Raw genomic sequence first — 21,104 nt, 5'->3', positions numbered from 1 at the left:
AGGCAGACAGAAGGGGGTTCTTATGAAGAAGCATTCGTATCTTGGTTGGACCAAGTCGTCGGTTGCCGTCGCAGCGCTGATGCTGCCGGCGATCGCCCTCGCCCAGGCCGAGCAGCCGGCCGAGGAGCAGTATAGCGGCGACATCGTCGTCACCGCGACCCGCCAGTCCGAATCGCTGAGCAAGGTGCCGCTGAGCGTCAGCGCCTTCTCGCAGGAGAAGCTCGACAGCCGCGGCGTCCGCGACTTCGCCGACGTCATCCGCCAGACGCCGGGCGTCGTGTTCGAAGCGACCAACACCACCACCAACATCTCGATCCGCGGCATCAATTCGACCGCCGGCGCCGCCACCACCGGCGTCTATATCGACGACACGCCGATCCAGATCCGCGCGCTCGGCTATAGCGGCGGCAACACCTATCCGGTGATCTTCGACCTCGAGCGCGTCGAGGTTCTGCGCGGTCCGCAGGGCACGCTGTTCGGCGCGGGATCGGAAGGCGGCACGATCCGCTTCATCTCGCCGCAGCCGAGCACGACCAAGTCGTCGGGCTATGCGCGCACCGAATTCTCGATGACCGAGGATGGCGGGCCGAGCTACGAGGCCGGCCTCGCGCTCGGCGTGCCGCTGATCCAGGACAAGCTGGGCGTTCGCGTCAGCGGCTATTATCGCCGCGACGGCGGCTGGATCGACCGCGTCCGCTTCGAGAACAAGGGCGTCGTCGCCGACGACAGCAACTACCAGAACAGCTATGTCGGCCGCATCGCCTTCACCTGGGAGCCGACGCCCGAGCTGAAGATCACGCCGTCGATCGCCTATCAGAAGGTCTACACCAACGACAGCCCGGAGACCTGGGACAATGTCCGCGCCGACCCGAGCGTGCCGGACGCGCAGTTCTCCAACTATGACAAGGGCGAGTTCCTCAACGGCAACCGCGTCCAGGAAAATGGCCGCGACCGTTTCTACCTGCCGACGCTCAACGTCCAATATGCGTTCGGCCCGGTCGACCTGACCGCGATCGCCTCCTATTTCGATCGCAAGCAGACCTTCCGGTCCGATTACACGCTGTTCGACCAGAGCCTGTTCACCGGCATCACCCTGCCGATCTTCCCGAACCAGCAGGGCTTCAGCGACTTCGTCAACACGCAGAAGATCACCACCGGCGAAATCCGGCTGGCCTCGTCGGACCGCGACGCGATGCTCACCTGGCAGGTCGGCGGCTTCTACCAGAAGGCGAAACAGGTCTCGATCCAGCAGGTCGACGATCCGTTCCTGTTCCAGTACGCGCCGTTCCTGGTCGGCATCTTCCCGCCGCTGGTCAACGGCCGGCTGATCTACGACCAGGCGACCAGCTCGAAGGACGAGCAGATCGCCGCCTTCGGCCAGGTCAACTTCAAGCCGGTCGACCGGCTGACGCTGACCGTCGGCCTGCGCTACGGCCAGACCAAGTTCAACATCAATTCCTTCGCGCAAGGGCCGGTCGTCGGCCCGGCGGTGACCGACGTCGGCCGCCAGAAGGAGAAGCCCTTCACGCCGAAGTTCGGCGCCGAGTTCCAGGTGACGCCGAGCACGCTGGTCTACGCCTCGGCCTCGAAGGGCTTCCGTCCGGGCGGCTACAACCCGCAGGTCGGCGTCCCCTGCCAGGCCAGCGATCTCGATCCGCTCGGCTATCCGAACGGCCGCCCGACGACCTATGACTCGGACTCGGTGTGGAGCTACGAGCTCGGCCTCAAGACCCGCACCAGCCGCTTCAGCGCGCAGGGCAGCGTCTACCAGATCGACTGGAAGAACATCCAGCAGGTCGTCGGCCTCGGCGGCTGCGGCTTCCAGTTCACCGCCAATCTGGGCTCGGCGCGGAGCCGCGGCTTCGACCTCCAGCTCGACTATCGCCTGACCGACGATTTCACCGTCCAGGCCGAGGTCGGCTACACCAACGCCAAGTTCCTCGACACCTTCTTCGGCGGCCCGCTCGCCACGGTGCCGCTGGTGACCAAGGGCAACCATGTGGTGTCGCCGCCGTGGACGGTGTCGGTGCACGGTCAGTATGACCTGTCGTTGCGCGACCACCACGACTCCTACGTCCGCGCCGACTTCGACTATCGTTCGCGGCAGTCGAGCCTGACCCCGGGGATCGATCCGCGCAACGGCGGCACGGATCCGACGCTGAGCAACGCGCCGGCGCTCAAGGCGCTGTCGATGCGCGCGGGCTACCGCATCAACGGCATCGACCTGTCGCTGTTCGTCAACAACCTGCTCGACCAGGCCGTCTGGCAGGGCCGTCGCGCCCGCGACAACAACAATGCCACGGTCTACAAATCATATGTCGTGCGGCCGCGCACCTTCGGCGCGACCATCGCCTACCGCTTCTAGGCGGACGCAGGCAGGGGGAGCCGCGGCCGGCCGAGGCCGCCGCGGCTCCCTCCATCCACAGGGACAGGGGAGACGATCATGGTTTCAGGCTCGGCCGGGATTCGGAAGGGAATCCGGCGAATGATGGTGGCGGGGCCGATCCTGATCGCGTCGATGGCCTCCGGCACCGCGCAGGCGGCCGATTTCATCCTGAGCGGCGGGGAAATCTACACCCCCTCGGGATGGGTCGATGCGATCGCGGTGCAGGGCGACCGCATCGCCGCCGTCGGCGATGGGGCCGCGCTGAAAAAACGCTATCCGGCGATCACCACCATCGTCGATCTTGCCGGCAAGACCGTGATGCCCGGTCTCCACGACATGCATGTCCATCCGCTCGGGGCCGGGCTTTCGCTCCAGCAATGCAAGTTCGAGCAGGGGTCGACGCCGCAGCAGATCCTCGACGCCGTCACGGCCTGCGTGAAGAAGGCCAAGCCGGGCGCATGGATCGTCGGCGGACAATGGGCGGCGAGCTCGTTCGGCGACACCCCTCCCAACCGGCAGATGCTGGACGCGATCGCTCCGAACAATCCGGTCTCGCTGACCGATATCAGCGGCCACAGCAGCTGGGCCAACAGCCTGGCGCTGAAGGCCGCGGGCATCGCGCGCGGCACGCCCGATCCCAAGGGCGGGATCATCGAACGCGACGCATCGGGCGAACCGAACGGCCTGTTGCGCGAAAGCGCGGCCCATCTCGTCCGCCAGAAGATTCCGGCGCCGAGCGCGGAGGACAATGTCCGGGCCTTGAAGACCGGCATCGACATGCTCGTCTCCTACGGCGTCACCGCGCTCGTCGACGCGGTGGTCACCCCCGATGGGCTGTCGGCCTATCAGACGCTGACGGCGCGCAACCAGCTCAAGGCGCATGTCCGCGGCTGTCTCGTCTACGGGCGCACATGGGGCGACAACAGCGCCTTCGACCGGACGATCGCCGATCGCGAGCGCTACGGCTCGGCCCGCTTCAAGCTCGATTGCGTCAAGGTCTTCGAAGACGGCGTTCCGACCGAAAGCCACACCGCGGCCCTCATCGATCCCTATGCCCCCGACGAGCATGGCGAGGTCAAGGAGCCGAAGCGCGGCCTGCTGCTCGTCCAGCCTGCGGAACTCGATCCGCTGGTCACCCGGCTCGACAAGATGGGCGTCACGGTCAAGTTCCACGCGGCCGGCGACCAGGCCTCGCGCACCGCGCTCGACGCCATCGCCGCGGCGCGCAAGGCCAATGGCCCCGACGGACCCACCCATGACGTCGGCCACCTGACCTTCATCCAGCCCGAGGACATGAAGCGCGCCAAGGCGATCCGGGCGACGCTCGAATTCTCGCCCTATCTGTGGTTCCCGTCGCCGATCAACGACGACATCATCAAGGCTTCCGGCGCCGAGCGCATCAAGCGCGTCTGGCCGGTGCGCGAGGGGCTGGATTCGGGGGCGCTGGTCGTCGCCGGCTCCGACTGGTCGGTGATTCCGTCGGCCAATCCCTGGATCGGCATCGAGACGCTGGTGACGCGCAAGGCGCCCGACAACCAGCGCCCCGGCGAGGTCTATGGCCCGGACGAAGCGATCACCCTCAAGGAAGCGATCGACATCTTCACGATCAACGCCGCCAGGCAGTTCGGCTATGCCGACAGCCACGGCACGATCGAGGCCGGCAAGGTCGCCGACTTCATCGTCCTCGATCGCAATCCGTTCAAGATCGCCGCTACCGATCTTCACAACGTCGTCGTCACGCAGAGCTATGTCGGCGGCGAACTGATCTACGCGAAATAGGCCGTGCCGGCGGCGGGGCGGGCGGCTGGTCGCCTCGCGCATCCGCCGTCGCGCAGGCCGGCCGCATCGGCTTTCGATCAAGGGAGATGATCATGATTTCAGGATCGGCGGGAATTCGGAACGGAATCCGGCGGATGATGGCGGCCGCCGCGGTGGCCGGGCTCGTGTCGGCGGCGCAGGCGGCTTCGCCGACCACCGTCTACACCAACGGACAGGTCTATACGCCGGGCGGCTGGCAGACCGCCTTCGCGGTGCGCGACGGCCGCATCGTCGCGGTCGGCAGCGACGCCGAGGTGCGCAAGGCCGCGCCGGGCGCCGCGCAGGTCGACCTCGCCAGCCGCACCGTGCTGCCGGGCCTGTACGACATGCACGTCCACCCGGTGCTGCAGGCGAAGGGCGGGGAGGGCAGCTGCCGTATCTCGCCCGACCTCGCCCCGCAGCCGTTCCTCGCCGCCGTCGCCGACTGCGCGAACGAGCAGCCTCAGGGCGGTTGGGTGACCGGCGGCCAGTGGCAGTCGTCGGTGCTGACCGGCACCCCGATCACCGCCGCGACGCTCGACGCCGCGACCCCGGGCAGGCCCGCCTTGCTGTTCGACATCAGCGGCCACAGCCTGTGGGTCAACAGCCGCGCGATGGCGATCGCGGGGATCACCCGCGACACGCCCAACCCCGAGGGCGGCATCATCGAGCGCGACGCCGCCGGCAACCCGACCGGCATCCTGCGCGAGACGGCGCGCGACCTGGTGCTCCGGCACGTCCCGCCCCAGTCGCAGGAGCTGACCCAGGCGGCGCTGCGCAAGAATCTCGACCTGCTGCTGTCCTACGGCATCACCGGCTATGTCGAGGCGATGGCCTTCCGCGACGACCTCGAGGTCTATGACGCGCTCTACGACAAAGGCCAGCTCAAGCAGCATGTCCAGGCCTGCATCGCCTATAGCCATGCCGGCCATGTGAACCCCGATCTCGAAGCGACGATCGCGGCGATCCCGACCTATACGCGCGACCGGTTCAAGCCGACCTGCGTCAAGGTGTTCGCCGACGGCGTGCCGACCGAAAGCCACACCGGCGCGATGCTGGCGCCCTATGAGGCGGGCCAGCCCAACGCGCCGGCCAAGGGGCTGCTGCTGTTCGATCCGGCGACCTTCCAGCCGCGCATGGCCGAATGGGACCGCAAGGGCCTGAACGTGCTGTTCCACGCCGCCGGCGACGCGGCGGTGCGCGCCTCGCTCGACGCGATCGCCTATGTCCGCAAGGTCAACGGCCCGAACGGCCCGATGCACCAGGTCGGCCACGAGACCTTCGTCGACCCGGCCGACATGTCGCGCGGCAAGGCGCTCAACGCCGCGCTCGAATTCTCGCCCTATCTGTGGGACCCGCAGCCGATCAACGACGACATCACCATGGCGGTCGGCGCCAAGCGGATCGAGCGCGTCTGGCCGATCAAGGAAGGCTTCGCCTCGGGCGCGCTGGTCGTCGCCGGGTCCGACTGGGCGGTGATCCCGGCGCCCGATCCCTGGCTGGGCATCGAGACCGCGGTGACCCGCCAGAATGTCGGCGGCAGCGCGAAGAGCTTCGGCCCGAACGAGGCGATCACCGTCGAGCAGGCGATCCGCATGTTCACGATCAACGCGGTGACCCGCATGGGCCTCGACAAGGAGCTTGGGTCGATCGAGGCCGGCAAGCGCGCCGACTTCATCGTCGTCGACAAGAATCCGTTCAAGATTCCGCCGACCCAGATCCACAGCATCAAGGTGCAGCAGACCTATATCGACGGCGCGGTGGTGTTCGACCGCTCGGGGACCGCCGGCAAATGAGCCCCGGCGGGATCGCGCGCGCCGTTCTGCGCAGCGGCGCGCTGGTCCTGCTGACGAGCGTGGCGGCGGCGCCTTCCGCGTCGTCCGCCGCGCCGCCGGTCGCGGCGGCCCGGCATCCGATGACGGTCACGGTCTACAAGGGTGACTTCGCCACCGTGAACTCGTTCATCTTCTCCAACGGCCGCTCGCTGGTAGTGATGGACGTGCAGCGCAAGGCCGCCGAGGCGCGCAAGCTCGCCGCCGCGATCAAGGCGATGAAGCTGCCGCTGACGCACATCCTGATCAGCCACGGCCACACCGATCATTTCACCGGCATGGCGGTGTTCCGCGAGGCCTTCCCCGACGCGCGGATCGTCGTCGCGAACCGGGACATCAAGACCGATATCGAGCGCTACGCCGTCTATATGGACACGGGCGGCGAGACCGGGGCCGAGCCGCCGCTCGATCCCGCGCTCAAGCCGAAGACCGCCGACCATCCCGACGGCTTCGACTATGAGCGCAATATCGAGGTGCTGGCCTCGCCGAGGCTGGAGATGGTCGGCGGCGGCACGCTCGAACTCGACACCGATCACGCGCGCGCGGAGGCGCCGCATATCACCACCGTCTACAGCCCCGATCTCAACGCGCTGTTCCTGTCCGACCTCGGCTACAACGGCGTCCATTTCTGGATGGGCGACGACATCAGCCGTGAGGACCTGCTCGACTGGCGCGCCGAACTGCTGCGGATGAAGGCGCGCTACGCCCGGCTCGACCCGATCGTCTATCCGGGCCATGGCGACCCGGGCGACATGCGGATCTTCGATCCCTCGGTCCGCTATATCGACGATTTCCTGCGGGTGACGGCGGCGGCGAAGACGCCCGAAGAGGCGATGGCCCGGATGGTCGCGCTCTATCCCGGCTACAAGCAGGCCGACTTCTTCCTGAAGTACAGCGCGATGGAGCATGTGCCGGTGCGGCCGACGACGGTCGGCCATCGCGCCGAGGCGGGCTGGCGCGCCACGGTCCGCGCGCTCGCGGCGGCCGAGTTCCGCAACCCCGCCTGGGGCTATTCGCACAGCGCGCGCGACTATGCGCTGGCGCGGCAGCTCGCTCGCGCCGACGGCGTGCGGCTCGACGACGACGTGCTGTTCGCGGCGGCCTGGCTGCACGACATGGCGGCCTTTCCGAAATGGGAAGCGGCGGGCGTCGACCATGCCGATCGCGCCGCCGACACGGTCGACACCATATTGAAGGGCAGCGGCTTTCCCGAGGGCAAGATCGACGCGGTCCGCGCCGCGATCCGCACCCATATGTTCGATCGCGATCCCAAGACGCCCGAGGCGCTCTACCTGCACGACGCCGATGCGCTCGACTGGCTCGGCGCGGTCGGCGTCGCGCGGGTGATGGCGCTCGCCGACGCCCAGGGCGGCAAGCCCGACGGGCCGGACGTGGTGAAGATGCTCGAGGACAATCTGGCCAAGGTGCCGGCGCGGGTGCTGTCGCCGGCGGGCAAGGCGCTGATGCCGGGCCGCAAGGCCGAGCTGGAGGCTTTCCTGCGGCAGCTCGGGGCCGAGACCGAAGGTCTGGCGACATTGTGACGATGGGAGGGGGAGCGACGATGCGGATGATGGCGAAGCTGCTGGCGGGCGGGGCGCTCGCGCTGGTCGCGGCGGGGGCGTTCGCGGCGGAGAAGCCGGCGGACATGATCCTGCTCAACGGACAGGTCCGCACCCCCGGCGGCTGGGCGGAGGCGCTGGCGATCCGCGACGGCGTGATCGTCGCGGTCGGCGACGCCAAGGCGGCCGAGGCCTGGCGCGGCGAGGGATCGAAGGTCGTCGACCTGCAGGGCGCGGCGGTGCTGCCCGGCCTCCACGACATGCACGTCCACGTCCAGTCGGCCGGCCTCGAACAATATAGCTGCGGCTTCGCCTATGGCGCCAAGCCCGCCGCCATCGCCGCGCGGGTGAAGGAATGCGCCGCCAAGGCCGCGCCGGGCGCGTGGATCATCGGCGGCAACTGGGTGGCGGCGGTGTTCGCCAAGGGGCAGCAGAACCGCGCCTTCCTCGACAAGGTCGCGCCGAACAACCCGGTCTTCCTGTCCGACGAATCGCACCATAGCGGCTGGGTCAATTCGAAGGCGCTCGAACTGGCGGGCATCACCCGCGACACGAAGGACCCCGAAGGCGGCGTCATCGACCGCGACGCCAAGGGCAACCCCACCGGCGTGCTGCGCGAGGCGGGAACCTTCGCCGTCCAGAAGGTCATCCCCGCGCCGACCGAGGCGCTCAACCGCAAGGCGCTCGCCCTCGCGACACGGCAGATGCTGTCCTATGGCATCACCTCCTTCACCGACGCCTGGCTCGACCCCCAGAACCTCAGGACGCTGTCCGACCTGTCGGGCGAGGGCATCGTCAAGCAGCGGGTGCGCGGCTGCATCTTCTGGGCGCCGGACGACAAGGATTCGGAGCGGCTGATCGCGGCGCGCGCCTTCTACGCCAAGCCGCGCTTCAAGCCCGACTGCGTCAAGTTCATGCTCGACGGGGTCCCGACCGAGAGCCACACCGCCGCGATGCTCCATCCCTATCAGGGGATCGCGGCCGACGATCCCAAGGCCAAGGGCATATTGATGGTCCCGCAGCCCGCGCTCGACGAGGCGGTGGCGCGCTTCGACCGGATGGGGCTGCACATGAAGTTCCACGCCGCCGGCGACGGCGCGGTGCGCGCGGCGATCGACGCGGTCGAGCATGCCCGCAAGGTCAATGGCTGGGGCGGATCGTCGCACGAGCTGGCGCATGACAGCTTCGTCGACCGCGCCGACATCCCGCGCGCCCGCGCGCTCAACCTGACCTGGGAATTCTCGCCCTATATCTGGTATCCGACGCCGATCGCCGACGTCGATGTCCGCAAGGCGGTCGGCGACGAGCGGATGAAGCGCTTCACCCCGATCGCCGACGCGATGGCGACGGGCGCCAACATCATCGCCGGCTCCGACTGGTCGGTGGTCCCCTCGGTCAATCCCTGGCTGGCGATCGAGACGATGGTGACGCGCCAGTCGCCCGGCGGCAGCGCGAACAGCGTCGGCCCCGACGAGAAGGTCACGCTCGACCAGGCGCTGCGGATGTTCACCGAGAACGCCGCCGCCGCGATGGGCGACCGCGACCTGGTCGGCTCGATCGAGCCCGGCATGCATGCCGACATCGTCGTGACCGAGAAGAACCCGTTCAAGGTTCCGGTCACCGAGATCCATGACACCAAGGTCCGCATGACCTTCATCGACGGCGAGCTGGTCTACGATGCCGCCAACCCGCCGCCGCTGACCGCCGAATGACGAAGAGGAGACGATGATGATGGGTGTGGCAGCCAGGGCGACGGCGCTCGGGGCGATGCTCCTGGCCGGCGCGGCGATGGCCGAGGCGCCGGCCGACACGATCCTGCTCAACGGGCAGGTCTACACCCCCGGCGGCTGGGCCGAGGCGCTGGCGATCCGCGACGGCGTGATCGTCGCGGTCGGCGACGCCAAGGCGGCGGAGGCCTGGCGCGGCGCGGCGTCGAAGGTCGTCGACCTGAAGGGCGCGGCGGTGTTCCCCGGCCTCCACGACATGCACGTCCACACCCAGTTCGCCGGGCTCGAACAGTTCGCCTGCGGCTTCCCCAACGCCGCCAAGCCGGCGGTGATCGCGGCCCGGATCAAGCAATGCGCGGCGAAGGCCGAGCCGGGCGCCTGGATCGTCGGCGGCAACTGGTCGGCCGGCTCCTTCGCCAAGGGCCAGCAGAACCGCGGCTTCCTCGACAAGGTCGCGCCGAACAACCCGGTGCTGCTGTCGGACGAGGCGCACCACAGCCTGTGGGCGAACAGCAAGGCGATCGCCGCGGCGGGCGTCACCCGCGACACCAGGGACCCGGCCGGCGGCATCATCGAGCGCGACGCGAAGGGCGAGCCCAACGGCCTGTTCCGCGAGAATGCGGCGGGCCTGCTCGACAAGGCGATGCCCGAGCCGTCCGACGCGCTGAAGCGCAAGGCGATGACGCTGTCGACGCGGCAGATGCTGTCCTACGGCATCACCTCCTTCACCGACGCCTCGGTCCGCACCGGCAATGTCCGCACCCTGTCCGGGCTGGCGCGCGACGGCATCATCAAGCAACGCGCGCGCGGCTGCATCGTCTGGTCGCCCGGCGACGCCAATGGCGAGATGCTGATCCGCACCCGCGCCGACTATACGGTCGGCCGCTTCAAGGCCGACTGCGTCAAGGTCTTCATGGACGGCGTGCCGACCGAGAGCCAGACGGCGGCGATGCTGCATCCCTATCATGGCGATCCGCACGGGACCGGCATCCTGATGATCCCGCAGGCGGCGCTCAACGACGGCATCGCGCGGTTCGACCGCATGGGCCTCCACGTCAAGTTCCATGCCGTCGGCGACGCGGCGGTGCGGTCGGCGCTCGACGCGGTCGAACATGCCCGCAAGGTCAACGGCTGGGGCGGGTCGGCGCACGAGGTCGGCCACAACACGTTCGTCGACCGCGCCGACATCCCGCGCGTGCGGGCGCTGCACATGACCTGGGAGTTCTCGCCCTATATCTGGTATCCGACGCCGATCACCGACGTCGACGTCCGCAACGCGGTCGGCGACGAGATGATGAAGCGCTTCATCCCGATCAAGGAGGCGCTCGACACCGGCGCCAACGTCATCGCCGGCTCCGACTGGTCGGTGGTTCCGTCGGTCAATCCCTGGATCGCGATCGAGACGATGGTGACGCGCCAGAAGCCGGGCGGCGGCGACAAGACGATCGCCCCCGACGAGCGCGTCACGCTCGACCAGGCGCTGCGCATCTTCACGTCGGACGCGGCGGCGGCGATGGGCGATCGTGATCAGGTCGGCTCGATCGAGCCCGGCATGCATGCCGACATCGTCGTGACCGAGACCAACCCGTTCAAGGTTCCGGCCACCCAGATCCACGACACCAAGGTCCGCATGACCTTCATCGACGGCGAGCTGGTCTATGACGCGGCCAATCCGCCGCCGCTGACCGCCGACTGAGGCCGGGGGAAACGCGTGTCCCGGGACATCCGACATCCCTCGACGATGGAGACCGGCCTCGCCGAGCTGCGGCGCGCGCTCGACGAGCGCCGCCTCACCAGCGTCGAGCTGCTGACCCTCTACCTCAACCGCATCGCGCATTATGACCGGCACGGGATCGCGCTCAACGCCGTCCCGCTGTTCAACCCCGCGATGTTCGAGGAGGCGCGGCGCTCCGACGAGCGGCGCGCGCGGGGCGAGACGCTGGGGCCGCTCGACGGCATCCCCTATCTCGCCAAGGACAGCTATGCGGTCGAGGGGCTGGCCGTGGCCAGCGGATCGCCGGCGTTCGAGCATCTGATCGCCGGCCGGGACGCCTATGCGATCGCGCGGCTGCGCGCGGCGGGGGCGATCCTGATCGGGCTGACCAACATGCCGCCGATGGCGGCGGGCGGCATGCAGCGCGGCGTCTATGGCCGCGCCGAAAGCCCCTATAACGAGCATTTCCTGACCGCCGCCTTCGCCTCGGGATCGTCGAACGGGTCGGGCACCGGCACCGCCGCCGGCTTCGCCGCCTTCGGCCTGGCGGAGGAGACCTGGTCGTCGGGCCGCGCGCCGGCCTCGAACAACGGTCTCGCCGCCTATACGCCGTCGCGCGGGGTGATCTCGATCCGGGGCAACTGGCCGCTGATCGCGACGATGGACGTCGTCGTCCCCTATGCGCGGTCGATGGACGACCTGCTCGAACTGCTCGACGTCCTCGTCGCCGACGATGCCGAGACGCGCGGCGATTTCTGGCGCCAGCAGGGCGCGGTCGCGATCCCCAAGGCGTCCGAGGTGCGGCCGGCCGACTATCGGAGCCTCCGTGATCCCGATGCGCTGGCGGGCAAGCGGATCGGCATCCCGCGCATGTACATCAACAAGGACCCCGGCGGCCCGCGCCCGATCGCGACGCGGCCGAGCATCGTCGAGTTGTGGGGCCTCGCCGAACGCGACCTGAAGGCGCTCGGCGCCGAGGTGGTCGAGGTCGATTTCCCGCTGATCTCCAACTATGAGGCCGATCCGCTGCCGGCCAACCGGCTGGTCGAGCGCGGCCTCGTCCCCGAAGGCTTCCCCAAGGCCGAGGGCTGGGACCTGACGATCTTCGCCTGGGACGACTATCTCCGCGCCAATGGCGATCCCAAGCTGAACCGGCTGGCCGACGTCGACGGCGAGAAGATCCTGCCCGCGATCCCCGGTTTCCTGCCCGACCGCTATGAGGGCATCCCGCCCTTCTCCGCCTTCGCCGAGGCGGCGGCGCGCGACGGGGTGACCCCGCGCGAGGAGATCGCCTTCCTCGAAGAGGGGCTAGCCGGGCTCGAACGGGCGCGGCGGATCGACCTCGAGGACTGGATGACCGGCCTCGGCCTCGACGCGGTGGTGTTCCCGGCGGTCGCTGATATCGGTCCGGCCGACAGCGACATCAACCCGCTGTCGCAGGACGCGGCGTGGCGCAACGGCGTCTGGGTCGCCAACGGCAACCAGGCGATCCGCCATCTCGGCGTCCCGACCGTCACCGTGCCGATGGGGATGATGGCCGACATCGCGATGCCGGTCGGCCTCACCTTCGCCGGCCGCGCCTATGACGACAATGCGCTGCTCGCCTATGCCTATGCGTTCGAGGCGAGCCGGCGGCGCGTCCTGCCGCCGCGCCGGACCCCGCCGCTGCCCGAGGAGGGCATGCTGGCGGGCGCGGCGCGGGCGGTGCTCTCGGGCGATGCCGGCCGGCTCGACTGGCGGGCGACGCTGCTCCCGGTCGACGACAGCGGCCATTGCGGCATCGCGGTGGAGGGCGAGATCGTCGGCGGCGATGCCGGCGACGTCCGCCTGTTCGTCAACGGCCGGCCGCTCTCGGTCCGGCGCGACGGCCGCCGCTTCTCCGGCGAGGCGCGCCTGCCGATGGAGACGCATAGCCGGCTGCACAGCCGCTGGCGCGGGCCTTACGGCTCGATCGTCGTCGCGCTGCACACGGCGCCCGGCGGCCGCAGCACCGGCGATTACCAGGTGGTGGGGGGGATCGCCTGATGGCCTCGCTTTCCGCCGCGCCCATCATTCACCGATAGACCAAGGAGAAGGCCATGGCCCGCACCGGCTTCTACACCGACGAACGCACCTTCTGGCACGCGACCGGCATGCAGGCGCTGTTCCTGCCGGTCGGCGACTGGGTGCAGCCGCCCAACGGCACGGCGGGCGCCGACACGCCCGATTCGAAGCGCCGCCTGCTCAACCTCGCCCATGCGTCGGGGCTGATCCGCAAGCTGACGCTGCCCGAGGCGATCCCGGCGACGGTCGAGGACGTCTGCCGCGTCCACCCGCGCGACTATATCGACCGCTTCAAGGCGACGAGCGACGCGGGCGGCGGCGACCTCGGTCATCTCGCGCCGTTCAGCAAGGGCGGCTATGAGATCGCGATGCTGTCGTGCGGGCTCGCCATCGCGGCGGTCGACGACGTGCTGAGCGGCAAGGTCGACAACGCCTATGCGCTGTGCCGCCCGGCCGGGCACCACTGCCTCGCCGACACGCCGATGGGCTTCTGCCTGCTCGCCAACATCCCGATCGCGATCGAGGCGGCGAAGGCGCGCCACGGCATCTCGCGGGTTGCGGTGGTCGACTGGGACGTCCATCACGGCAACGGCACCCAGTCGATCTTCTACGATCGCGCCGACGTGCTCACCATCTCGATCCACCAGGACCGCTGCTTCCCGCCGGGCTATAGCGGCGCGGAGGATCGCGGCGAGGGCGCGGGGCTCGGCTACAACCTCAACGTGCCGCTGCCCGCCGGGGCCGGACACGACGCCTATGTCCAAGCGTTCGACGACATCGTCGTCCCGGCGCTCGACGACTTCAAGCCCGAGCTGATCATCGTCGCCAGCGGCCTCGACGCGAACAGCGTCGATCCGCTCGCCCGCATGCTGCTGCACAGCGAGAGCTATCGCCTGCTGACGCAGAAGATGCTCGACGCCGCGGCGCGGCTGTGCGGCGGCAAGCTCGTCGTCGTCCATGAAGGCGGCTATGCCGAGGCCTATGTCCCCTTCTGCGGCCATGCCCTGCTCGAGGCGCTGAGCGGCGAACGCACGGCGGTGGTCGATCCGGTGCTGGAGATGGCCGAGGCGTGGCAGCCGGGGCCCGAGGCCGCCGCCTTCCACCGCCAGTGGATCGATCGCCTCGTCGCGGACCTCAGGAAGTGAGGTGGCGCCCGGCGGTCCTGCGCAGCGCGGCCGCCGGGCTGCTGCTGCTGGCGTCGGCGGCCTCCGCCGCCGAGCCGCGCGAATGGCTGATGATGGTCAAGTCGCGCAACCTCGATCCGGCGCGCAGCGCCGAGTTCGATCATTGGTACAACGATATCGACATCCCCGACGTGCTCGAGGTGCCCGGTTATGGCCGGGCGCGGCGCGGCCATGCGGTGACGGGCGACAAGCCCTATGTCGCGCTCTACACGATCAGCTCGCCGGACATCGACAAGACGATCATCGCGATGCTGATGGCGAGCTGGCGGATGGACCAGGTCGGCCGCGGCACGCCGCTGATCAAGGTCACCGAGCGCCTCTATTATCGGCGCGCCGGCAAGGGCGCCCGCGACGCCAGCGCGGCGAAGCCGACCTATCTCTATCTCCACCGCTCGGCGGGCGTGTCGGCGGGGGCGATGCGCGGCGTGGTCGACGCCGGCCTCGCGGGTAGCGCGGTGCCCTACGATATCTACCAGGTGCTGATGCACGATCCGGTGACGGTGCCGAAGCAGCTCGTCCTGTTCGAGCTGTCGGCCGATTCCGACGCGGCGGCGGCGGAGACGGTCCGCCGCATCCAGCAGCGGCTCGGCGGCACCGGCGGCTGCGGCGCCGATTGCGAGACTCTCTACCGGCTCGTGCGCGACGTCGAGGGGTGAGAAGCAGCCGTCATGCTGAACTTGTTTCAGCATCCACCAAGCCTCTCGGGCTGGTCATGAGGCAATGTGACGAAGGTTCGGGCAAGCACCTTGAGGATCGCGCCTGCCTCCCGGTGGATGCTGAAACGAGTTCAGCATGACGGGGAGGAGGCTCAGTTCGTCCCGGACGTCTCGGCCGGGAAGCGGGCGATCAGGTTGGCGCGGGTGCCGACGACGTCGACCATCCGCTTGCCGCGATAGGCGGCGACTTCCTGCGGCGTATAGGGGGTGAAGCCGCCCTTGGCCGGGCCGCCCATTGCCGGGATCAGCCAGTTGAGCAGCGCCGACAGGTCGGCGTCGCTGAGCTTCGAATTGGCCGAACCGGGCACCTGGACCAGGAAGGCGCGCCCGCCGTCGACGTCGAGGAAGCGGTACAGCTCCCCCTTCATCGCCGGCACCCGGCCGGCGATGCCGCGGCCGTCGGGCATGTGGCAGCCCTGGCATTCGGTCATGTAGTTGACGTGGGGCTGGCGGCCGTTGCTCGCCATGTTCGGCGCCTTGCCGCCCGGCGCCGACGCGCCGGCATGCGCCACGGCGAGGACCGTGGCGCACGTCAGGGATGCGGCGAGGAGGAGACGCGGACGCATCGGCGATCCTCAGTCGGCGGCGCCGAGCACGACCGCGGTCGAGCAGTTGTAGATCATGCCGACCTGGGTGCCGAGGCACCAGTTGATGTCGTTCGATCCCGACGGCTGGTGGATCGGCTTGTCGCCCTCGTTGCGGTTGCACATGCAGCGGCCGCAGCCCGACTTGCCGCAGCAGTCGTTGTAGCTGATCACATAATCCTTGCCGTCGGCCGGGTTGCGGCAGGTGCCGACCCAGGTGATCGGCGACGGCTCGGTGCCCGGCGGGCAGGACGAGGTGCTGCCGCCGCAGCAGGAGCAGAGGAAGCCGTCGATCGCGCAGTAGCGCCAATAGTCGCACGACTGCGGATCGCCCGTCTCGCCCGGCTGCTGCGCCGCATTGGCGCGCGACACGGGCAGGAGGGGCATCGCCGCCGCGAAGCCGAAGGCGGTCGCGCGTCCGAAGAAGCTCCGGCGCGAGATGCCGCGCGCGGTGGAGCGGCTCATCCGCTCCATGATCCTGTCCAGCCTGGTCATTTGGCAGCTCCCGTATGTACCCGCTGCGCGTCACGGCGCGCCGCATATTCCTGAATCGACGCGATGCCCGTGCGTTGAGCCTCGAACAGGCTCTCGACATGCTCGCGATTGTTGACAAGCCCCTTCGACGCGACCGTCCCGTCCGCGCCGAGCAGCACGGCATAGGGCAGCTTGCCGACGCCATGGGCGCGGCCGAGGTCGGTCGAAAGGACGAAGGGGTGATCGGCCAGCTTCTGCTGCACGATCATCTTCATCTGCGCCGGCTCGTCGCCGTCGCTGGCGAAGACCAGCCGGGTGGTGTCGGCGTTCTCGCGCGCGATCGACAGCAGCACCGGCAGCATCGACTTGCACATCGGGCAGGTCGGCGAGACGAAGAACAGCAGGGTCGACCGGCCGTCCGCCGTCGCGCCGCCGACGCGGACCTCGCCGCCGGTCAGGCTCGGCAGGTCGAAGGAGGGCGCGACCTCGCCGACCTTGGAGCCGCCCGACAGGGTCAGCGCGCCGACCGGGCCGAGCCGCTCGTGCAGCATGCCGACCTGGCGGAACAGGCCGAGCATCAGCAGGCCCATGGCGACGATGACCACCCATTGCAGCGCGAACGCCGCCAGAAACATCCCATTCATTTGAGCACCGCCTTTTCCTGCAAGCGCACTGCCGTGAACTGTCCGAAACCGAAATAGAGGAGCGCGAACGCGACGATCGCGCCGATCCCCGAGATCGCGTCGATGGCGCCGAGCGCGCGGGGCGCGACCGGCAGCGCGGCCGCCGCCAGCGCGACGGCGGCGAGCAGCATGTTGCGCGCCACCAACTCCCAGCCGAGCGACGCGCGGCTGGTGCCGAAGCCGAGGCAGCCGCAGTCGATATGGGTGCGGCCGCGCACGATGTTGACCGCCATCGCCGCCGCATAGACCAGCAGCAGCGCCGCGATCGCGCCCATCGCCGCCTGGCTGCCGATCGCGACTGCGGCGATCGCCGCGGCGCCGGCCGCCAGCTCGACGGCGACGATCGCCGCTGCCGCCGGGACGAGCAGCGCCTCGGGCACCAGCATATAGGCCGCCAGCGTGCCGGTGAAGCCGGCGAAGTCCCTCGCCTTGGCCAGCCCGCCGAGCAGGAACAGCCCGCCCAGCAGGACATCCGCCACCAGCACGGGGAGGATGTCGATACCCGTCACTTGCCCGGCACCGGCGCGGGCTGGATGATCGTCATCGTCGGGCCGAAGCCGTCGATCTTGCGGATCAGCTTGCCGGTCAGCGCGTCGCGCACCTTGAGGTCGGTCTCGCCCATCATGGTGGTGTAGAGCAGCGGCTTGTCGTCCTGGCTGACCGCCACCGACAGGGCCGGCGTCTCGAGCGCGATCCGCTCGATGCGGGTCTGCTTGGCGACGTCGTAGACCCAGATCTCGGTGCCCGGGTCCTTGTGGGTGTTCGGCCCGCCCTGGTGCATCAGCACATAGAGCCGCCCGGTGCCGCGATGATAGGCGGCGGCCTGCAGCGCGCCGGGGCGCCAGTCCTTCTCGGCCGGGGTGGTCAGCGACCAGCTCCTGGCGATCGCCGGAACATCCTTGCTGTGGTCGATGACGTGGACCTTGCCCGAATAGGTGAAGAACAGCCACTGGCTGCCGGTCCACACGCCCTTCTCGGTCACGGGATCGTCGTCGGCGAACAGCTTCTTCGACGTCTTGCCGAGCGTCACCTTGCCCTCGGCGTCGAGCGTCGCGGACTGGAGCGCGCCGTCGCCGCAGATCAGGAAGAATTTGGACGGCCCGGTCGGGTAGATCAGGCTGCAGCCCGAGGTCGCATATTCGCCGACCATCTTCTGCGCCTGCATGTCGATCACGGTGACCGACTGTTCGGGCGTGAAGTTGTAGACGAGGCCGAAGCGGCCGCCCGGCATCACCGGCGACACCGACTGGAAGGGCATGCCGTTGTAGCGTTTGGCCGGGATCACCGGCTCGGCGCCCGGGGTCAGGTCCGACGTCTTGTAGAAGGTGACGACGTCGGTGCGCTCGCCGCGGGTGCCGCGCGCGAGGAAGGTCGAGGGCACGGCGAAGGTCTTGCCGTCCTCGGCCAGCATCAGGATGCCGTGGCCGTAGCCGCTGCTGATCATGCCGAGCATCTGGCCGCTGTCGGCGTCGACCAGATAGGCGCGGCCGTCGAGCATCCGGTCGAACGAGATGTCGTTCAGCCAGACCCAGTGCGGCTGCATCGTCTCGGCCAGGCTCTCCTTCGTCAGCTCCTCGGGCTGGAGCTGGGCGAGGGCCGGTGCCGCCGTGGCGAGGCACAGCGCGGCAAAGCGCAGCACGGCAGGGGCGGTGAAAGTCTTCATGTCATTCCTCCGGCGGTCGGGGCTATTTCCGGGTGGCAAGGTAAGCGATCACGTCCGCCCGGTCCTGCGCGTTCGGCAGGCCCGCGAAGGCCATGCGCGATCCCTTGATCATGGCGGCGGGGCGGGTCAGGAAAGTGTCGAGCTTGTCGGGCGTCCAGCTGATCGCGGCGGCCTTCATCGCGGGCGAGTAGGGGAAGCTGGTCGCCCCCGCCTTGCGCCCGACGACCCCGGCCAGGTTGGGCCCCATGCCGGCCTTCTTGCCGGGATCGACCGTGTGGCAGGCGACGCAGCGCTTGAACAGGGTCGCGCCCTTCGCGGCGTCGCCCGCCGCGACGGCGGGGGCCGGCAGCGCGGCCAGCCCGATCAGCAACATCCCCATGACGGCGATGGAACGCATCGACATTCTCTCCCAGAAACCAGATATCAGAAATTATAGCCGACGCTGCCGCCGAACCAGCGCGGACGCGCATAGGCCTGGTTGGCGAAACCGAACGACGCGCTCAGGTCGAGATTGTAGATCCGGTATTTCTTGTCGGTCAGGTTGTTCGCGAACGCCGCCAGCGTCCAGTGGTCGTCGTCCGACGACCAGGAGATGCGGGCATTGCCGACGATGCGCGACGGCTCGCGGTCGATCGGCGCGTTGAACGTCGAGAAATAGAGCGAGGAGTCGTATTTCCAGTCGGTCTGCAGCGCGAGCTGGCCCGGGCCGACCGGGAAGGCGTAGCGCGCCATGCCGCCGATGCTCCATTTCGGCGCCTGCGGCATGTCGCGGTCGGCGACGCGGCCGCTCGGCAGGGTGATGCCCTTCACCTTGGTGTCGAGCCAGGTCAGGAAGCCCGATAGCATCAGGCCGCGCGCCGGGCGCAGCACCAGCTCGGTCTCGACGCCGGTCACCCGCGCGGGGACGTTGGCGACGATCTGCGACAGGCCCTGCAGGGTGAAGGCCTGATAGTCCTTATAGTCGTAGTGGAAGACCGCGCCGTTGAAGGTGACCTTGCGGTCGAGCAGGGTCAGCTTGAACCCGGCTTCGTAGTTGGTCAGCACTTCCTGGTCGTAGGGCAGGGTGGTCGGGTCGATCGGCGTGAACGCCTGCACGCCGAAGCCGCCGCTCTTGGTGCCGCGGTTGACGCCGGCATAGAGCAGCACGTCGTCGGTCGGGCGATAGTCGACCTGGACCTTGCCCGACCAGTTCTTGAAGGTCTGCTTGGCGAGGCCGGGGTTGGTCGTCCGATTGAAGACGAAGTCCTGCACGCCGTTCTCGGCATGGGCGAAGTCGTAGGTCTTGCGGTCCCAGCTGTAGCGGCCGCCGACGGTCAGGCTGATCTGGTCGGTGGCCTTGTACTCGACCTGCCCGAACAGCGCGACCGAATCGGTCTTCTGCCGCCCGCCATAATTCTCCAGCAGGCCGAGCACCGGCGCGGCGTCGATCTGATAGTCGTTGTCGGTGCGGATCTTGAGGCCGTAGATGCCGGCCAGCCAGGTGAAGCGATCGGTGTCGCCCGACAGGCGCAGCTCCTGCGAGAGCTGGTAGAGGTCCTGCGCGGTGTCATAGTGGAAGATGTGGACCGGCGACATGTCCGAATCCTCGCCGAAGCGCTTCCGCAGGTCCTGGTAATCGGTGATCGAGGTCAGCTTGGCGCCGCCGAAGTCCTGCTCGTAGCGGACCGTGGCGCTCCAATATTTGCGGTCGAAGAAGCCGATCCGGTCGAACGAGCCGGTGAAGGGGTCGTTGTCGGGTTCCTTGTAGCCGAACGCGTCGCAGCCGCCGCAGGTGCCCCAGAAGTCGTCGTTCGGGCCGAGCTTGAAGCCCAGGCCGTCGGCGTCGAAGCCGGCGGCGACATGGCTGTAGAGGCCGCCGCTCGTCTCATGGTCGTTGCGCAGGCCTTGCAGCTTGACGAGCAGGGTGCCGCTGTCGCCGACGTCGGCCTCGATCTGCAGGCGGCCGCCATAGAAGCGGGCATTGCCGATGTCGCGGCCGATCCGGTTCTCGATATAGCCGCCATGATGGTCGCTGGTGAACGACAGGCGGGCGCGGACCCGCTCGCTCAGCGGGCCGCTGAGCGCGCCCTCGGTCGCGATCTGGCCGTAGCTACCGACGGTGAGCTGCGCATAGCCTTCGAGCTCGCGGGTCGGGCGCTTGGTGATCACCTGGACGAGGCCGCCGGTGGCGTTGCGCCCGAACAGCGTGCCCTGCGGCCCGCGCAGGATCTCGACGCGCTCGAGGTCGAACATCTGGCCGCTGATCGCGCCGAGCGCGCTGACATAGACCTCGTCATTGTAGAAGGCGATCGGCGCCTCCTGCGAATCGGCGAAGTCGTTCTGCGACACGCCGCGGATGTTGAAGACGGTGATCGTCGGGCTGTACTGGGCGACCTGGAGGCCGGGGACCTGCGCGGCGAGCGCGGTCATGTCCTGGCGGCCGACCGAATCGAGCATGGCGCCGCCGATCGCGGTGACCGACAGGCCGATGTCCTGCAGCTTCTGCTCGCGCTTCTGGGCGGTGACGACGATTTCGTCGTCGGCGCCCTGGGCCATGGCGGCGGCCGGCGCGAGCATGGTTCCGGCGAGCAGCGCCAGCTTCACCCAGCCCTGCATCGGATTGCGTGCTGTCTTCATGTGTCCCTTTTCCCTCCCCGGGATTTATTCGAATTGTTTCGAGTAAACTATGTCGAATTTTTTCGATTTGTAAAGGCGAATTAGCCCCGTACCGGTGCAAATCCGATCCGTAATAACCGAATTTAG

At 68.7% G+C, this 21,104-nt stretch carries 16 protein-coding genes; 9 read left to right on the top strand and 7 right to left on the bottom strand.

The features are described from left to right. Positions 1 to 22 precede the first annotated feature (22 nt). The 9 genes from HRJ34_RS16310 (at position 23) to HRJ34_RS16270 (ending at position 14,898) form a co-directional block, all read left to right on the top strand. Entirely contained in the window at positions 23 to 2,365 is a 2,343-nt protein-coding gene (locus HRJ34_RS16310) for a TonB-dependent receptor (RefSeq protein WP_208631840.1), read from the top strand. 123 nt (positions 2,366 to 2,488) lie between these two features. Beyond that, the gene (locus HRJ34_RS16305) at positions 2,489 to 4,165 is read left to right on the top strand and encodes an amidohydrolase (RefSeq protein WP_226949206.1); all 1,677 of its coding nucleotides are present in this window, start codon (positions 2,489 to 2,491) and stop codon (positions 4,163 to 4,165) included. Between the two features lie 134 nt (positions 4,166 to 4,299). Then, entirely contained in the window at positions 4,300 to 5,979 is a 1,680-nt protein-coding gene (locus HRJ34_RS16300; RefSeq protein WP_226948815.1) for an amidohydrolase, read from the top strand. Further along, on the top strand, positions 5,976 to 7,556 hold the full coding sequence (locus HRJ34_RS16295; RefSeq protein ID WP_208631838.1) for an MBL fold metallo-hydrolase: 1,581 nt from the start codon (positions 5,976 to 5,978) through the stop codon (positions 7,554 to 7,556). Before HRJ34_RS16300 ends, HRJ34_RS16295 begins: the two co-directional genes overlap by 4 nt. A 20-nt stretch (positions 7,557 to 7,576) precedes the next feature. Then, positions 7,577 to 9,286: an amidohydrolase gene (locus HRJ34_RS16290; protein WP_208631837.1), complete on the top strand. Its 1,710-nt coding sequence runs from the start codon at positions 7,577 to 7,579 to the stop codon at positions 9,284 to 9,286. A gap of 16 nt (positions 9,287 to 9,302) precedes the next feature. Then, entirely contained in the window at positions 9,303 to 10,997 is a 1,695-nt protein-coding gene (locus HRJ34_RS16285; protein WP_208631836.1) for an amidohydrolase, read from the top strand. Between the two features lie 15 nt (positions 10,998 to 11,012). Continuing rightward, on the top strand, positions 11,013 to 13,040 hold the full coding sequence (locus tag HRJ34_RS16280; RefSeq protein ID WP_208631835.1) for an amidase: 2,028 nt from the start codon (positions 11,013 to 11,015) through the stop codon (positions 13,038 to 13,040). A gap of 53 nt (positions 13,041 to 13,093) precedes the next feature. After that, complete coding sequence (locus tag HRJ34_RS16275) at positions 13,094 to 14,203, top strand: class II histone deacetylase (RefSeq protein ID WP_029995058.1); 1,110 nt, start codon at positions 13,094 to 13,096, stop codon at positions 14,201 to 14,203. After that, the gene (locus HRJ34_RS16270) at positions 14,200 to 14,898 is read left to right on the top strand and encodes a hypothetical protein (RefSeq protein ID WP_208631834.1); all 699 of its coding nucleotides are present in this window, start codon (positions 14,200 to 14,202) and stop codon (positions 14,896 to 14,898) included. The genes HRJ34_RS16275 and HRJ34_RS16270 overlap by 4 nt, the downstream gene beginning before the upstream one ends. A 152-nt stretch (positions 14,899 to 15,050) precedes the next feature. Here HRJ34_RS16270 and HRJ34_RS16265 read toward each other — a convergent pair whose 3' ends face one another. From HRJ34_RS16265 to HRJ34_RS16235, 7 genes are read right to left on the bottom strand one after another with little or no spacing between them, the layout of a single operon-like run. After that, a complete protein-coding gene (locus tag HRJ34_RS16265) occupies positions 15,051 to 15,524 on the bottom strand; it encodes a c-type cytochrome (protein WP_012049440.1) in 474 nt (157 codons plus the stop codon). A gap of 9 nt (positions 15,525 to 15,533) precedes the next feature. After that, positions 15,534 to 16,037, bottom strand: a complete 504-nt coding sequence (locus tag HRJ34_RS16260) for a methylamine dehydrogenase light chain (protein ID WP_012049441.1) — start codon at positions 16,035 to 16,037, stop codon at positions 15,534 to 15,536. Beyond that, positions 16,034 to 16,660 carry a methylamine dehydrogenase accessory protein MauD gene (gene mauD, locus HRJ34_RS16255; RefSeq protein ID WP_016747668.1) on the bottom strand — a complete coding sequence of 209 codons (627 nt, stop codon included), beginning with the start codon at positions 16,658 to 16,660 and terminating at the stop codon, positions 16,034 to 16,036. Before mauD ends, HRJ34_RS16260 begins: the two co-directional genes overlap by 4 nt. Beyond that, positions 16,657 to 17,208, bottom strand: coding sequence for a MauE/DoxX family redox-associated membrane protein (locus HRJ34_RS16250; RefSeq protein ID WP_016747667.1), 552 nt, complete (start codon positions 17,206 to 17,208; stop codon positions 16,657 to 16,659). The genes mauD and HRJ34_RS16250 overlap by 4 nt, the downstream gene beginning before the upstream one ends. Continuing rightward, entirely contained in the window at positions 17,205 to 18,362 is a 1,158-nt protein-coding gene (locus HRJ34_RS16245; RefSeq protein ID WP_012049444.1) for an amine dehydrogenase large subunit, read from the bottom strand. The genes HRJ34_RS16250 and HRJ34_RS16245 overlap by 4 nt, the downstream gene beginning before the upstream one ends. A gap of 22 nt (positions 18,363 to 18,384) precedes the next feature. Continuing rightward, positions 18,385 to 18,759 (bottom strand): c-type cytochrome, encoded by a 375-nt coding sequence (locus tag HRJ34_RS16240; RefSeq protein ID WP_012049445.1) that lies wholly within the window; start codon positions 18,757 to 18,759, stop codon positions 18,385 to 18,387. Positions 18,760 to 18,785: 26 nt separating this feature from the next. Continuing rightward, positions 18,786 to 20,978 (bottom strand): TonB-dependent receptor, encoded by a 2,193-nt coding sequence (locus tag HRJ34_RS16235; protein ID WP_208631833.1) that lies wholly within the window; start codon positions 20,976 to 20,978, stop codon positions 18,786 to 18,788. Between the last annotated feature and the right edge of the window lie 126 nt (positions 20,979 to 21,104).

Source organism: Rhizorhabdus wittichii, from assembly GCF_017607425.1.
Classification (GTDB): Bacteria; Pseudomonadota; Alphaproteobacteria; order Sphingomonadales; family Sphingomonadaceae; genus Rhizorhabdus; species Rhizorhabdus wittichii.
Note: the sequence above shows the minus strand (reverse complement) of the source record. Positions and strands in the feature narration are given on the sequence as shown.